Annotated in this window: 14 protein-coding genes; 7 read left to right on the top strand and 7 right to left on the bottom strand. The window is 69.1% G+C overall.

All coding sequences use genetic code 11. The features are described from left to right. Positions 1 to 23 precede the first annotated feature (23 nt). Positions 24 to 977, bottom strand: coding sequence for an o-succinylbenzoate synthase (locus DMB80_RS18630; RefSeq protein ID WP_111511216.1), 954 nt, complete (start codon positions 975 to 977; stop codon positions 24 to 26). Between the two features lie 86 nt (positions 978 to 1,063). On the opposite strand from DMB80_RS18630, the gene DMB80_RS18625 reads away from it, so the two are divergent. Beyond that, a complete protein-coding gene (locus DMB80_RS18625; RefSeq protein WP_111511215.1) occupies positions 1,064 to 1,675 on the top strand; it encodes an SOUL family heme-binding protein in 612 nt (203 codons plus the stop codon). 4 nt (positions 1,676 to 1,679) lie between these two features. Here the strand turns inward: DMB80_RS18625 and DMB80_RS18620 are convergent, their stop codons facing one another. Together DMB80_RS18620 and DMB80_RS18615 are read right to left on the bottom strand one after the other, a co-directional pair. Then, positions 1,680 to 3,242, bottom strand: a complete 1,563-nt coding sequence (locus DMB80_RS18620; protein ID WP_111511214.1) for a long-chain-fatty-acid--CoA ligase — start codon at positions 3,240 to 3,242, stop codon at positions 1,680 to 1,682. A gap of 109 nt (positions 3,243 to 3,351) precedes the next feature. Next, positions 3,352 to 4,116: a CAP domain-containing protein gene (locus DMB80_RS18615; protein ID WP_162938608.1), complete on the bottom strand. Its 765-nt coding sequence runs from the start codon at positions 4,114 to 4,116 to the stop codon at positions 3,352 to 3,354. Between the two features lie 183 nt (positions 4,117 to 4,299). Between DMB80_RS18615 and fadD8 the strand changes: the two genes are divergently transcribed. Continuing rightward, the gene (gene fadD8, locus DMB80_RS18610) at positions 4,300 to 5,898 is read left to right on the top strand and encodes a fatty-acid--CoA ligase FadD8 (RefSeq protein WP_111511212.1); all 1,599 of its coding nucleotides are present in this window, start codon (positions 4,300 to 4,302) and stop codon (positions 5,896 to 5,898) included. Positions 5,899 to 5,985: 87 nt separating this feature from the next. Here the strand turns inward: fadD8 and DMB80_RS18605 are convergent, their stop codons facing one another. The 4 genes from DMB80_RS18605 to DMB80_RS18590 are packed head-to-tail and all read right to left on the bottom strand — an operon-like array spanning position 5,986 to position 8,988. Beyond that, positions 5,986 to 6,609 (bottom strand): class I SAM-dependent methyltransferase, encoded by a 624-nt coding sequence (locus DMB80_RS18605; RefSeq protein WP_240431262.1) that lies wholly within the window; start codon positions 6,607 to 6,609, stop codon positions 5,986 to 5,988. Beyond that, a complete protein-coding gene (locus DMB80_RS18600; RefSeq protein ID WP_111511211.1) occupies positions 6,606 to 7,373 on the bottom strand; it encodes a PIG-L deacetylase family protein in 768 nt (255 codons plus the stop codon). Before DMB80_RS18600 ends, DMB80_RS18605 begins: the two co-directional genes overlap by 4 nt. After that, positions 7,370 to 8,290: an acyl-CoA dehydrogenase family protein gene (locus DMB80_RS18595; RefSeq protein WP_111511210.1), complete on the bottom strand. Its 921-nt coding sequence runs from the start codon at positions 8,288 to 8,290 to the stop codon at positions 7,370 to 7,372. The genes DMB80_RS18600 and DMB80_RS18595 overlap by 4 nt, the downstream gene beginning before the upstream one ends. Continuing rightward, complete coding sequence (locus DMB80_RS18590) at positions 8,287 to 8,988, bottom strand: glycosyltransferase family 2 protein (protein ID WP_111511209.1); 702 nt, start codon at positions 8,986 to 8,988, stop codon at positions 8,287 to 8,289. The genes DMB80_RS18595 and DMB80_RS18590 overlap by 4 nt, the downstream gene beginning before the upstream one ends. A gap of 63 nt (positions 8,989 to 9,051) precedes the next feature. On the opposite strand from DMB80_RS18590, the gene DMB80_RS18585 reads away from it, so the two are divergent. The 5 genes from DMB80_RS18585 to DMB80_RS18565 all read left to right on the top strand — a co-directional run bounded on the left by DMB80_RS18585 (position 9,052) and on the right by DMB80_RS18565 (position 13,596). Beyond that, complete coding sequence (locus DMB80_RS18585; RefSeq protein ID WP_111511237.1) at positions 9,052 to 9,741, top strand: HAD family hydrolase; 690 nt, start codon at positions 9,052 to 9,054, stop codon at positions 9,739 to 9,741. A gap of 11 nt (positions 9,742 to 9,752) precedes the next feature. Then, positions 9,753 to 10,193: a nitroreductase family deazaflavin-dependent oxidoreductase gene (locus DMB80_RS18580; RefSeq protein WP_111511208.1), complete on the top strand. Its 441-nt coding sequence runs from the start codon at positions 9,753 to 9,755 to the stop codon at positions 10,191 to 10,193. Between the two features lie 4 nt (positions 10,194 to 10,197). Continuing rightward, the gene (locus DMB80_RS18575) at positions 10,198 to 11,097 is read left to right on the top strand and encodes a 1,4-dihydroxy-2-naphthoyl-CoA synthase (RefSeq protein ID WP_111511207.1); all 900 of its coding nucleotides are present in this window, start codon (positions 10,198 to 10,200) and stop codon (positions 11,095 to 11,097) included. A 67-nt stretch (positions 11,098 to 11,164) separates the two neighbouring features. Continuing rightward, positions 11,165 to 12,049: an SDR family oxidoreductase gene (locus DMB80_RS18570; RefSeq protein WP_111511206.1), complete on the top strand. Its 885-nt coding sequence runs from the start codon at positions 11,165 to 11,167 to the stop codon at positions 12,047 to 12,049. Next, a complete protein-coding gene (locus tag DMB80_RS18565; protein ID WP_111511205.1) occupies positions 12,046 to 13,596 on the top strand; it encodes a long-chain-fatty-acid--CoA ligase in 1,551 nt (516 codons plus the stop codon). Before DMB80_RS18570 ends, DMB80_RS18565 begins: the two co-directional genes overlap by 4 nt. The last annotated feature ends 6 nt before the right edge of the window (positions 13,597 to 13,602 follow it).

Here is a 13,602-nt window from a genome sequence, read left to right as displayed (position 1 = left end):
GTCCAGGCCATGCATCCCACAGATCAGGACACGAGCGGCCAGCACTCCCGGATGCGCTCGATCCACCACTGCCGACGCTGGGCGTCCGCTGCCAACGCGCTCACCCGCGCCGGATCCGGGATCACTCCGGCTGCCGGCAGGAACCCGTCGACCGGCGGGCTCGGCTCGGCGACGTCCTCGACGAACAGGCTGCCGGTGCCCAGACCGCACGCGTGCTGCAGCTCGGGCAGGCACCCGGCGGCGACCAAGCCCGCGCCGATACCCACCGCCGAGTCCAGGGCGCTGGACACCACGATCGGGATGTCGATCTGTGCGGCGATCGCCAGCATGGCCTGCACCCCACCCAGCGGCGCCACCTTGAGCACCGCGACGTCGGCGGCCTGCGAGCGCACCACGTGCAGCGGATCCTCGGCCTTACGGATGCTCTCGTCGGCGGCCACCGGCACGTCGACGCGGCGGCGCACCTCGGCCAATTCGGGGACCGTCGCGCACGGCTGCTCGAGATACTCCAGCGGCCCATCGGCCGTCAGTGCCGCCGCGGCGGCGACGGCGTCCTCGACGCCCCAGCCGCCGTTCGCGTCGATCCGCACGGTGGGCACGAGCGCGCGGACCGCGTTGACGCGGGCGACGTCGTCGGCCAGCGACTGTCCGGGCTCGGCGACCTTCACCTTGGCGGTGCGGGCCCCCGGGAAGCGGGCCAGCACCTCAGGAACCTGCGCGGCGGGCACCGCAGGCACCGTCGCGTTGATCGGGATGCGGTCACGCTGCGTGGGCGGCAGCGGCTGATAGGCAGCCTCCAGCCCCGCGGCCAGCCAGTGCGCGGCCTCGGCGGGGCCGTACTCGACGAACGCGCCGAACTCGCCCCAGCCCTGCGGCCCCTCGATCAGAGCCACCTCGCGGGTCGTGATGCCGCGGAACCGCACGCGCATCGGCAGGGCGACGACGTGGACGCGGTCGAGGAGGTCGGCGAGGTCCATCGCCCTGACCTTAGGAGACCTTCGGACCCATCTGCCCGCGGGGCGGTGGCGAATACTCGAGTGAGTTTCCTCCGAAGGAAGGTGCCGTGAATCCGATTCTGAAGTTCGCCAGCCAGCTGGGCGAGTCCGCGCTGTCCATCGTCGGCGTGCGGACCGTCGAGGAGCCCCACTACATCAGGCGGCCGCTGACCGATCGGGTGGAGATCCGACAGTACGGCTCGCGGATCGCCGCCGAGACGACGGTGACCGGTGAGAAGCAGAAGGCGCTCAACACCGGCTTCCGGCGGCTGGCCGGATACATCTTCGGCGGCAACCATCGCGACACCGAGATCGCAATGACCGCGCCGGTGAGCCAATCCAAAGAAGAGATCGCGATGACCGCGCCGGTCTCTCAGGCCGGGAACGCCGACGACGGGTGGACGGTCCGCTTCTTCATGCCGTCGAAGTGGTCTCTTGAGACCCTGCCGCAGCCCGACGACGAGAACGTCCGGCTGGTCACCGTGCCGCCGCAGACGGTCGCCGTGTTGTCGTTCACCGGCGACCGCAGCGCGGCCGCCGTCGCCGCCCGCAGCGAGGAGCTTCGAACGACGCTGCGGGACAACGGCATCGAGGCGAAAGGCGATACCACCGCCTGGTTCTACGATCCCCCGTGGACGCTGCCGTTCCGGCGGCGCAACGAAGTCGTCGTCTCCATCTAGCGAGCTAGACCGTTGCGCGGTCCCTGCCGTCCCAATGAGGTTTGCGCAGTTCCTTTTTCAGGACCTTGCCCGTGGGGTTGCGAGGTAGCTCGTCGGTGATGTCGATGGTCTTGGGGCACTTGTATGCGGCGAGGCGCTCGCGGGCGAACGCGATCAGATCCTTCTCGGACACTTCCTGTTCGACCACGACGACGGCCTTGACGACCTCGCCCCATTTCTCGTCGGGCACGCCGATCACGGCGACCTCGATGACGGCTTCGTGCTCGGCGAGCACGCGTTCCACCTCGATCGAATAGATGTTCTCGCCACCGGAGATGATCATGTCCTTGAGGCGGTCCTCGACGAAGATGAAGCCGCCGTCGTCGACGCGGCCGATGTCGCCGGTGCGGAACCAGCCGTCTTCGGTGATCGCCTCGGCGGTGGCCTCGGGCTTGTTGTGATAGCCCTTCATCAATTGCGGTGAGCGGAACCACAACTCGCCCTGCTCACCGGCGGGGACCTCGTCGAGTGTGTCGGGATCGACCACGCGCACCTCGGCGTTGGGCACCAGAGTCCCTGCGCTGGAGAGCCTTTCCTCCTTGCCGGGGTCCCGATGAGCCTCGGGCAGCAGGTGGCTGATCACCCCGCACAGTTCGGTGAGGCCGTATGCCTGGATGAAATCCGTTTCGGGCCAGGCTTCCAGCGCCCGCCGCAGCAACGGCAGCGGCATCGGCGACGCGCCGTACCCGTAGGTCTTGAGCGAGGCGAAGAGTTTCACGGCATCTTCGCCGGAGTCGAGCACCTTGGCCAGCACCGCCGGGACCAGGAACGTGCGGTTGGCACCCTTGAAGATGGCGCCGGCCAGTGCCGCGCCGTCGACGTCACGGGTCATCACGCTCGGGAATCCATCGTGAATCGCGAACTGGGCGTAGGACGAGCCGCCGACGTGGAACAGCGGCATCGACACCATGTTCTTGTCGCCCTCGTCGAACTCGAACCCCTCGTGGGCGTTGACGGTGTGGGCGATGATGTTGGCCTGGGTGAGTTCGACACCTTTGGGCCGGCCGGTGGTGCCGGAGGAATACATGATGATCGCGACGTCGCCGGGTTCGACGTCGTCGGAGCGCTGCACCGGCGTCGACGCCTCGAGGACCTTCTCGTACTCGTCGTCGCCCTCGGGCGTCACCGCGATGACGTGCTCGACGTGGGTGAGTTTGTCGCGGATCTTGTCGATCGACTCCATGAACTCCTTGCCGGCGATGAGCACCTTGGCATCGGAGTCGTTGAGCACGTAGTCGAGTTCGTCGGCGGCCAGCCGGAAGTTGATGATCGCGGTGGCCGCCCCCAGGGACGCGGCGGCGATGGTCAGCTCGATACAGGCGGGATGGTTCTTGTCGAGGAACGCGACGACGTCGCCGCGGGCCACGCCGCGCTCGGCGAGCGCGCCCGCGAGGCGGCGGATGCGGTCGTCCCACTGCGCCCAGGTCCAGTTCCGGTCGAGATAGTCCATCGCCTCCGCGTCGGGTTGCGTGGCAGCCCAGTGGGCGACACGTTCGTCGAGGAAGCGGGGTTCGGGCAGATCAGCCATGGCCAGAAGCGTGCCACGCCGGCCGGCGTCGGGGCCGTCGTTTGCGCGGATCCGGGGCCTGCCGGCGCCGAAGGCTGGTTCGCCTGCGGCGCCGGCGGGCGGGTCGACGCTAGACGTCCTGCTCGACGTGGCCGAATTCGACGTTCTTGCCGTTGAAGTCGCCCTTGCAGGACAGGACGACGTGGTAGGTGGACAGCGGCGGCGGCGCCAGCACCGAGAAGCTGGTGCTGCCGTTGGGACCGATCGAGAACGTCTTGTCGACCCCGGGCAGCCTCGGGTTCGACGCGACGTAGGTGCAGGTGCCCGCGAGCGCAGACGAGTTGGTCACGTTGACCGTCCAGGTGGCGAGGCCGCGGTCGAACGAGAACCGCACTGCGTCGGTGGGCGCCACCGGTTCCGGCTTCGGCGGTTCAGGGACGACCACCGGCGCGGGCGCCTCCACCTTCGGGGGTGCCTCCACGGGCTTGTTGGGCGCGCCCAGCACGATCGTCACCACGTCGACCTCCCGGTCCTCGTGACGGATGAAGCCCACGCCGAAGTCGGTGAAGTCACAGTTGGTGATCACCCCGCCCGCGCCGCGCGAGTACGCGCTCGTCGTCGCCGCCGCCTGCGGATCGCCGGAACCCAGGAATGCCAGCGTCCGCCCGTTGTAGCCGGCCGGCTGCCCGTCGACCGGGTTCTCCGAACGTGCGTAGGTCTGGGCGGCACCTTCCAGGAGGCCCCTGTCGTACTTCAGCGCCGGGCAGCGCGCCGGACGATCCTTGTTGACAGTGTTGATGATCGCGTCCAGCGGGTCGGCATGAGCCGCCGGCGCCAACGCCAGCGACCCGAACGCGCTCGCCAGTGCCAGTGTTACTGCCATTCGTGTGGTCATCGAAGTGGTCCCCTCAGTGTGGGCCGACACGGTGCCGGCCTTCGCTTGAGGAGTGTTTCGTCGCGCCGTCGCACAATCGCGCGTAGTTCACTACGCGATCCTGCGGGGACCACCTGCCGGCGGCGCGAGTACCGCAGTCACCGAGGCTTGGTTCGAACTGGAACACGTTCTAGTCTGTAGGTCATGACCGATCTGCTGCGCCATCCCCTGCACTCCGGCCACCTGACCGTCGGCGCCCTCAAACGGCACCGCGACCGGCCCGTGCTGTTCCTCGGGGACACCACTCTCACCGGCGGTGAGCTGGCCGATCGGATCAGCCAGTACATCCAGGCCTTCGAGGCGCTGGGCGCGGGGACGGGTGCCGCGGTCGGGCTGCTGTCCCTCAATCGCCCCGAGGTCCTGATGATCATCGGGGCCGGCCAGACGCAGGGCTACCGGCGCACGGCACTACACCCTCTGGGCTCACTCGACGATCACGCCTACGTGCTGTCCGACGCCGAGGTGACGTCACTGATCATCGACCCCAACCCGATGTTCGTCGAACGCGCACTCGGGCTGCTCGACAAAGTGCCCTCCCTCAAGCAGATCCTGACGATCGGACCCGTGCCGTCCGAGCTGGCCGACGTCGCGGTCGACCTGAGCGCCGAGGCCGCAAAGTATCCGCCCGTGCCGCTGGTGGCCGCGGACCTGCCGCCCGACCACATCGGCGGGCTGACCTACACCGGCGGCACGACCGGCAAGCCCAAGGGCGTCATGGGCACGACGCAGTCGATCACCACGATGACGACCGTGCAGCTGGCCGAATGGGAATGGCCGGAGAACCCACGCTTCCTGATGTGCACGCCGCTCTCCCACGCCGGCGCCGCGTTCTTCACCCCCGTCGTCGTCAAGGGCGGCGAGTTGATCGTGCTGACGAAGTTCGACCCGGCCGAGGTGCTGCGCGTCATCGAAGAGCAGAAGATCACCGCGACGATGCTGGTGCCGTCGATGATCTACGCGCTGATGGATCACCCGGACTCGCACACCCGGGACCTGTCGTCGCTGGAGACGGTGTATTACGGTGCGTCGGCGATGAATCCGGTGCGGCTGGCGGAGGCGATCCGCCGCTTCGGGCCGATCTTCGCGCAGTACTACGGGCAGTCCGAGGCGCCGATGGTGATCACGTACCTGTCGAAGAAGGACCACGACGAGAAGCGGCTCACCTCGTGCGGACGGCCCACGTTGTTCGCGCGGGTGGCCCTGCTCGGCGACGACGGGCAGCCGGTGCCGCAGGGTGACGTCGGCGAGATCTGCGTGTCCGGACCGCTGCTGTCCGGCGGTTACTGGAAGCTGCCGGACGCGACGGCCGATACGTTCCGCGATGGCTGGATGCACACCGGAGATCTCGCCCGCGAGGACGAGGACGGCTTCTACTACATCGTCGACCGCACGAAGGACATGATCGTCACCGGCGGCTTCAACGTGTTCCCGCGTGAAGTGGAAGATGTTGTGGCAGAACATCCTTCGGTGGCGCAGGTGTGTGTGATCGGCACGCCCGACGAGAAGTGGGGCGAAGCCGTGACGGCGGTGGTGGTGCTGCGGCCCGACGCGGCGTCCGACGAGGGTGCGGTGGCGACCATGATCGCCGAGATCCAGACCGCGGTGAAGGAACGCAAGGGTTCGGTGCACACGCCCAAGCAGGTGGTGGTGGTCGACTCCGTGCCGGTGACGGCGCTGGGCAAGCCGGACAAGAAGGCGGTGCGGGCGCAGTTCTGGGAAGGCGCGGGGCGAGCCGTCGGGTAGGGCGAGCGCGCGCTCATCGTTGGCGAGCGCGCGCGAAATGCCAGAACCTCGCGGCGTGTTGCGTGCAAACCCGCGCGCTCGCCGAAGCTAGGCGCCCGGGATGTTGGTGCGGGTGGCGACCGAGTCCGGGCTGGCCGTGTCGAACACGTCGATGACGACGTCGTCGTCGCGGTAGCCGCCCAGGCGGTGCAGACCCGTGGTCTGCGTGATGATGTCGTTGACCTCATCCCCGGTCATCGGATAGTCGGCCACGGCATGTCGCCAGTGGGCGGCGACGACCGTGGCGGGGCGTGGCAGCCGCGGTATCTCACGCTCCAGCACCGTCCGCAACGTCTGCGGCTGCAGGTAGTAGCACACCTCCGACAGCACCACGAGGTCGAAAGACCCACTCGGCCAGGGTGAGTCGATCGATCCGTGCTGCAGATCGACGCGCTCGGCCAGCCGTGCCGCGCTCAGACGCCGATGCGCGGCGTCCAACGCCCTGACGCTCACATCGATCGCGGTGACCCTGTCGCAGCGCTGCAGAAGCCGCTCGGTGAGCACGCCGACCGAGCAGCCCGGTTCGAAGGCGTGCCGGTAACGCCGGTACGGCAGCATCGCCATCGTGATCGCGTACTTGCGCTCTTCGTACCACCGCGTGGCCAGCGACCACGGATCCTCGGCCTCGGCGTACATGCGGTCGAAGAAGTCGTCGGGCAGTCGAGCGCTCAACAGAACGCCACTTCACCGACCGTCAGCAGCCGGTGCAGCACCTCCGGCGGCAGCACCGGCTCTCCGCCGGGAGTAGGGGCGGTGTACTGACTTTCGAAACAGCGAGCGGCCTGCCGCTTGGTTTCCAGTGCCGCCGCGGTGAGTCGCGTCATCCGCGCCCGCTGCCATGGCACCGCCTCGTCACCCGGAAAGGACCAGTGCCACATCCACACCGGATACTCCACGAGCACCGCACCGGTCTGCTCGACCGCGGCGGCCGCGGCCCTGCCGACTGCCTCGTGATCCGGGTGGCCGTCCCCGCGCCACGGGGCGGCACACCACGTGCCCACCGGCTTCTCGTCGAGGATCTCGATCAGCAGATCGGTGAGCCGCTGCTCGTGCTCCGCGACCCGCCCGTCAGGCAGTCCGAGGCTCACCGGCGCATACATACCCAGTACCGTTGCGGCCCTGCGAAGTTCGTCCCGGCGCGTTCGCTCGAGCTGATATCGCTGCAGGACAGACAGTTCCGGATAGGCCGCCCCACCGTCGGTGGCTGAGACGATCTGCGTGCGCACGCCGGCCCCCGCCACCAACGTCGCCGTCGCGCCGAAGCCGAGGGTCTCGTCGTCGGGATGTGCCCCGATCACCACGAGTTCCGGACACCGGGCGAGATCCAGTTCTGGCAGCGCCATGTCCGCGTCGACCCAGACGCGGGTGGGGGTGCCCCCGTCGGGGACTGGTCGCGCGGAGAACCTGGTTCCGTTTCCGACCTGAGCCGCGGTCATGCCGGGGCCCCGGCCAGTTGCCCCAACCGTTCCAGGTCGCGTTCAGCGTGGCTCTGCCGCACGTAGACGGTCAGATCGGCGACCCGTCGCGCATGCTCGACGTCCAGGCGCAGCGGCGCGGGTCCGAGCGCCCGGGCGGTACGACCGATGGCCTCCTCGACCGCGGTCTCGGCGACGGCTCGCGCGCGCCGGGCCCATAGCTCGGCCGGCGCCTCAGGATCGGCGTCGACGGCGTCGGCGGTGACATCCAACGTCGCCTCCGCGGCGGCCAGAGCGGCGTCGACCGCGCCCAGATGCGCCAGTGCGTGTGGGTCCGCCGCGCGGCGGTAGAGCGGTTGGGCCACAGCGCGCGCTCCGCCGAGCCAGCAGGCCGCCACCCCCGTGCCGCCGTGCCAGAAGCCCGGCCGGCTCAGGTACTCCCCCGGCCGACCGACAGCGACGGCGGGGACGTTCTCGAAACGCACTGAGCGGGTGTCCGATTCGGCCATTCCTGCCGCCTGCCAGGTGCTCGGCAGCGGATGGACCCCGGGTGCACCCAGGTCGACGGCGAACAGCCCCCGACCGCCATCGGCCAACCGTGCGGTCACCAGCGCGTGCGAGCAGAGCCCTGCACCCGAACACCACGCCTTCACGCCATCGAGCCGGACCCGGTCACCGTCGACGGTCGCCGAGACCACCGCATCGGGCGGCTCCGCCGCCCACACTCCCCACCACTGACCCGGCTCGGGGTGGGGGCCGCGGAGTTCGGTGAGGATCGCGACCGCGTCGACATGCGCCTCGGCCAGCCGCCCGGCCGTCACGTCTTCCTCGGCCATCGCGGCCAACCGGCGCCACCGCCGCCGGGTCTGGCCCCGACCGGGCAGCGGCAGATCGAGCTCACCCGCGGCCAACCAGCGCTTGACCAGGCCCACGCTCACGAGGCTTCTTTTTCGGACAGGCCCTTGAGATCCGCCGCGAAGCCGTCCGGCGCGCGGCCGTCGACGCGGTCCGACGTCGCCACCGACAGATGCCGGTCGCGGTGGATGAGGAGCCGCGCCGACAGGAAGCGGTCCATCAGATCGGCATCCTCCGCCGTCGCGAGAGCGCGGAACCCGCCGACCTGCCAGTACGCGGACGCCCGGAACCCCATGTTGGCGCCGTGCACATGGGAATGCCCTGGCCCGTCGGCATCGTATTCCTGCTGGAAGCTGAGGGTGGCAGCATCGGAAAGGCTGCGCAGCAACGGAATTCGGACCACTCCGAGCACCATGTCGGCGCCGGGGGCCGTCATCCGGACCAGCCAGTCCGGGCTGACCACGCTGTCGGCGTCCGTCGTGGCGTACCAGGTCGTCTCCCCGTCGTCGCACAGTGTCCGCGCGTACTCGAAACCGGCAGCGCGCGCAGCACCCACGTTCCCCGCATCGACCGCCACCACGTGGACATCGGGGCCGAACCTGCCGGCCACGTGCTCGCTGCCGTCGTCGCAGGCATCGAGAACGACGACGATCCGCACCGGAACAGATACACACAGCGCGGCGGTGGTCAGTGCCGTGAGGCACTCGGGCAGACTTTCGGCTTCGTTGTGGGCGGGCACCACCACGACGATCTGTTCCCAGGACGTCTCCGTGGTTCGCATACCGGATAGTTAGCCGCAAACTCTCCTTTTCACACCTGGCACGATGGTCGTGTGGCCGATTCCCTGACCGACGTGGACGCCGTGCTCTTCGACTTCTCGGGCACCCTGTTCCGTCTCGAGGAGGACGACAGCTGGTTCGAGGGCATGACCCTCGAGGACGACAAGGTCGTGGACGCGCATGTCCAGGCCGAGCTGGTGCACCGGCTGACCGTGCCGACGGGGCAGACGGTGTCGATGACGCCCGAGGCGCTCCATGCATGGGTGAACCGTGACCTCGCCCCGCACTTGCATCGCGAGGCCTACCTGCATGTGCTCCGCGAATCGGGGTTGGCCCGCCACCACGCGGAAGCCCTGTACGCCAAGGTGATCGACCCGATCTGGTGGACGCCCTACCCGGACACCGCGACCGTGCTGGCCGGGCTGAAACAACGAGGCATCAAGACCGCGGTGGTGTCCAACATCGCCTTCGACATCCGGCCCGCTTTCGAGAGAACCGGCGTGGCCGACGACGTCGACGTCTTCGTCCTGTCGTTCGAAGTGGGTTCGACCAAACCGGATCCGGCGATCTTCACCGCGGCGTTGGAGGAGCTCGGGGTCCCCGCTGAGCGCGCCCTGATGGTCGGCGACAGCGACGAAGCCGACGGCGGCGCCCGCGCGCTGGGCTGCCGGTTCGCGCTCGTCGACCCGCTGCCCACCCGGGACCGGCGCGACGGGCTGGTCGCGGCCCTGTGGGCGCACGGCATCCCGCTGTAACCTCGGTTTTCATGGCGAATCCCCGGCCGCCGTGGTGGCTGAAGCCGATGAACAAGGTCCTGATGGCCGCGACGCGGATCGGGATCATCAAAGACGGGCCGATGGTGCTGACGGTGACGGGCCGCAAGTCCGGACAGCCGCGGTCGACACCGATCACTCCGTTCGAGGTCGACGGCCGGCGCTACGTCGTCGGCGGATTCCCCGGCGCCGACTGGGTGCGCAACGCGCAAGCCAACCCCGACGCCGAGCTCACACAGGGCAAGGTCCGTGAACGCGTCCGGATGGTGGAGCTGACCGCCGAGGAGGCCCGTCCGCTGCTGCGGCAGTTCCCGGTGCTGGTGCCCACCGGGGTGAGCTTCATGCGCAACGCCGGACTGGTCACCGGACCCCACCCCGACGAGTTCGAGGCCTTGGCCGGGCGCTGCTCGGTGTTCCGGTTCGATACCGTCTAGAGCCGTGAGCAACCCGTTCGACGCCAGTCTGTGGCAGCCGGTCACCGGCTTCGAGGACCTGACCGACATCACCTACCACCGGCACGTCAGCCAGCCGACCGTCCGCGTCGCCTTCGACCGGCCCGAGGTACGCAACGCTTTTCGGCCGCACACCGTCGACGAGCTGTACCGGGCCCTCGATCACGCCCGGATGAGCTCCGACGTCGGCGTGGTGCTGCTGACCGGAAACGGCCCGTCCCCCAAGGACGGCGGCTGGGCGTTCTGTTCGGGCGGTGACCAGCGCATCCGCGGCCGCTCCGGCTATCAGTACGCCGCAGGCGAGACCGCCGAGACCGTCGACCCGGCCCGCGCCGGCCGACTGCACATCCTCGAGGTGCAGCGCCTGATCCGGTTCATGCCGAAGCCGGTGATCTGTCTGGTCAACGGCTGGGCCGCCGGTGGCGGGCATTCGCTGCACGTGGTCTGCGACCTGACGCTGGCCTCCCGCGAGCACGCCCGGTTCAAGCAGACCGACGCCGACGTCGGCTCGTTCGACGGCGGGTACGGTTCGGCGTACCTGGCCAGCCAGGTCGGGCAGAAGTTCGCCCGCGAGATCTTCTTCCTGGGCCGGCCCTACACCGCCGAGCAAATGCACGCGATGGGCGCAGTCAACGAGGTGGTGGCCCACGCCGACCTGGAAACCGTTGCGCTGCAGTGGGCTTCGGAGATCAACGGGAAGTCGCCGCAGGCAATCCGGATGCTGAAGTACGCCTTCAATCTCCCCGAGGACGGTTTGGTGGGCCAGCAGCTCTTCGCCGGCGAGGCGACGCGGCTGGCGTACATGACCGACGAGGCCGTCGAGGGACGCGACGCGTTCCTGGAGAAGCGCGACCCCGACTGGACCCCCTTCCCCCGCTACTTCTAGAGCGATTTCGGCGTGCTTCTCGTCGCTGAGCGACGACAAACACGCCGAAATCACGAGAGGACGCCCGATGGCGCGCAATCCGCTGCGGCGGCTGGCCGAGCAGGTCGTCTTGACCAGCATGCGGCCGCCGCTGATCCCGACGCTGCTGCAGTACCGGCCCGACCGGGAGACCGTCGACCTGGCCGGCAAACGGATCCTGCTCACCGGCGCCTCGTCGGGCATCGGGGAGGCCGCAGCCGAGAAGCTGGCCCGTCGCGGCGCCACCGTGATCGTCGTCGCCCGCCGACAGGAACTGCTCGACGCACTGGTCGAGCGCATCACCGAGGCAGGCGGAACGGCGCGGGCCCATGCCTGCGACCTGTCCGACCTCGACGCCATCGACGCGCTGGTCGACACCGTCACCGCTGAGTTCGGCGGCGTCGACATCCTGGTCAACAACGCCGGGCGCTCGATCCGCCGACCGCTGACCGAATCGCTGGACCGCTGGCACGACGTCGAACGGACGATGACGCTCAACTACTACGGTCCGCTGCGGCTGATCCGCGGGCTGGCGCCCGGCATGCTCGAGCGCGGCGACGGGCACATCATCAATGTCTCCACCTGGGGTGTGAAGACCGAATCGCCGCCGCTGTTCGGCGCGTACAACGCGTCCAAGGCCGCGCTGTCGTCGATCAGCAGGATCATCGAAACCGAGTGGGGCGACCGGGGCGTGCACTGCACCACGCTCTACTACCCGCTGGTCAAGACGCCGATGATCGCCCCGACGCGCGCCTACGACGGGCTGCCCGGGCTGTCGGCGAGCGAGGCCGCGGGCTGGATCATCACCGCCGCCCGGCATCGGCCGGTCAGCATCGCCCCACGCATCGCCGTCACCGCGCACGCGATCAACAGCATCGCGCCCGCCGCGGTCGACACGATCATGAAGCGTCAGCGCATGCAGCCACGGCAGTGACGTTCGAAGGGCTCGCCGACGTCGTCCGCGGGCACGGCCGGCAGCGCCCCGAGGCTCCCGCGTTGATCGTCGGCGACCGCACCGTCACCTACGGCGAACTCGACGCCCGCTCCAACAGCGTGGCCCAGGCCTTCGCCTCCGCCGGCGTGCGCACCGGCGACCGGGTGGCCTTCATCGACCGCAACGGCGCCGAGTTCTTCGAGGTGATGTTCGGGCTGGCAAAACTCGGGGCGGTGGGTGTGCCGCTCAACTGGCGGCTCGCACCCGCGGAGATGGCGCACATCCTGACCGACTGCGGCGCATCCGTCGTCGTGGTCGGCGCCGATTTCTTCGGCCACGTCGAGACCATCGAGACTCCCCTGAACGCCCGCATCGTCGCGATCGGCACGCACCCGCGGTGGCCGGGCTACGACGACTGGGTACGACACCACCCCGCCACGGATCCCGGCGTCGTCACCGGACCCGACGACCTGGTGATGCTGATGTACACCTCGGGAACGACGGGGCTGCCGAAGGGCGCGATGCTGACCAACGCCAACTACGTCTGCAAGACCAGCGGCGTGGAAGGCCCGTGGCAGCTGGGCCCCGGCGCGGTCGGCATGGCCGTGATGCCGCTGTTCCACATGGCGGGCTCCGGGTGGGCGTTCGCCTGCCTGTGGCACGGCGCGCTCACCGTGGTGCTGCGCGACGTCGACCCGGTGGCGATCCTCGACGCGATCGACACCCATCGCGTCACCAACATGCTGGTGGTGCCGGCGGTGGTGCGGATGCTGCTCGACACCCCGCACATCGCGACGGCCGACGTGTCGAGCCTGCGGATCGTCGTGTTCGGCGCGTCCCCGATCAGCGACGACATGCTGCGACGCGGCGTGGACCGCTTCGGTCCCGTTTTCGCCCAGGTGTACGGGATGACCGAGACCGCCGGGTCGATCACCCAGCTGGCGGCATCGGACCTGACCCCGGCGACGATGCGGTCCTGCGGCATGCCGTATCCGTGGGTGCAGCTGCGCATCGTCGACCCAGAAGTGGATTCCGACGGACTCGACGTGCCGCCCGGCAGCGTCGGCGAGGTGTGGACCCGGTCGGCGCAGAACATGCTGGGCTACTGGCAGAACCCGGCCGCCACCGCCTCGACGCTGACCGCGGACGGTTGGCTGCGCACCGGTGACGCCGGCTATCTCGACGATGCGGGCCGCCTGTATCTGCACGACCGCATCAAGGACATGATCGTCACCGGCGGCGAGAACGTGTTCCCCGCCGAGGTGGAGAACGTGTTGATGACCCATCCCGACGTGGCTGACGTCGCCGTGATCGGAGTGCCCGACGAGCGCTGGGGCGAAGCGGTGAAAGCCGTCGTGGTGCCGACGGCAGGAACGCGGCCGACCGGGCAGGCCCTGATCGACTTCGCACGCGGGCGCCTCGGCGGTTTCAAGGTGCCCAAGAGCGTCGACTTCGTCGACGTGCTGCCGCGCAACCCGAGCGGAAAGATCCTGAAACGGGCTGTGCGCGAACCCTATTGGCGGGCCTTGGATCGCCCCGTCGGGTGACGTGAT

Origin of the sequence: Mycobacterium kyogaense (assembly GCF_003254575.1) — a bacterium.
GTDB classification, from domain to species: Bacteria; Actinomycetota; Actinomycetes; order Mycobacteriales; family Mycobacteriaceae; genus Mycobacterium; species Mycobacterium kyogaense.
Note: the sequence above shows the minus strand (reverse complement) of the source record. Positions and strands in the feature narration are given on the sequence as shown.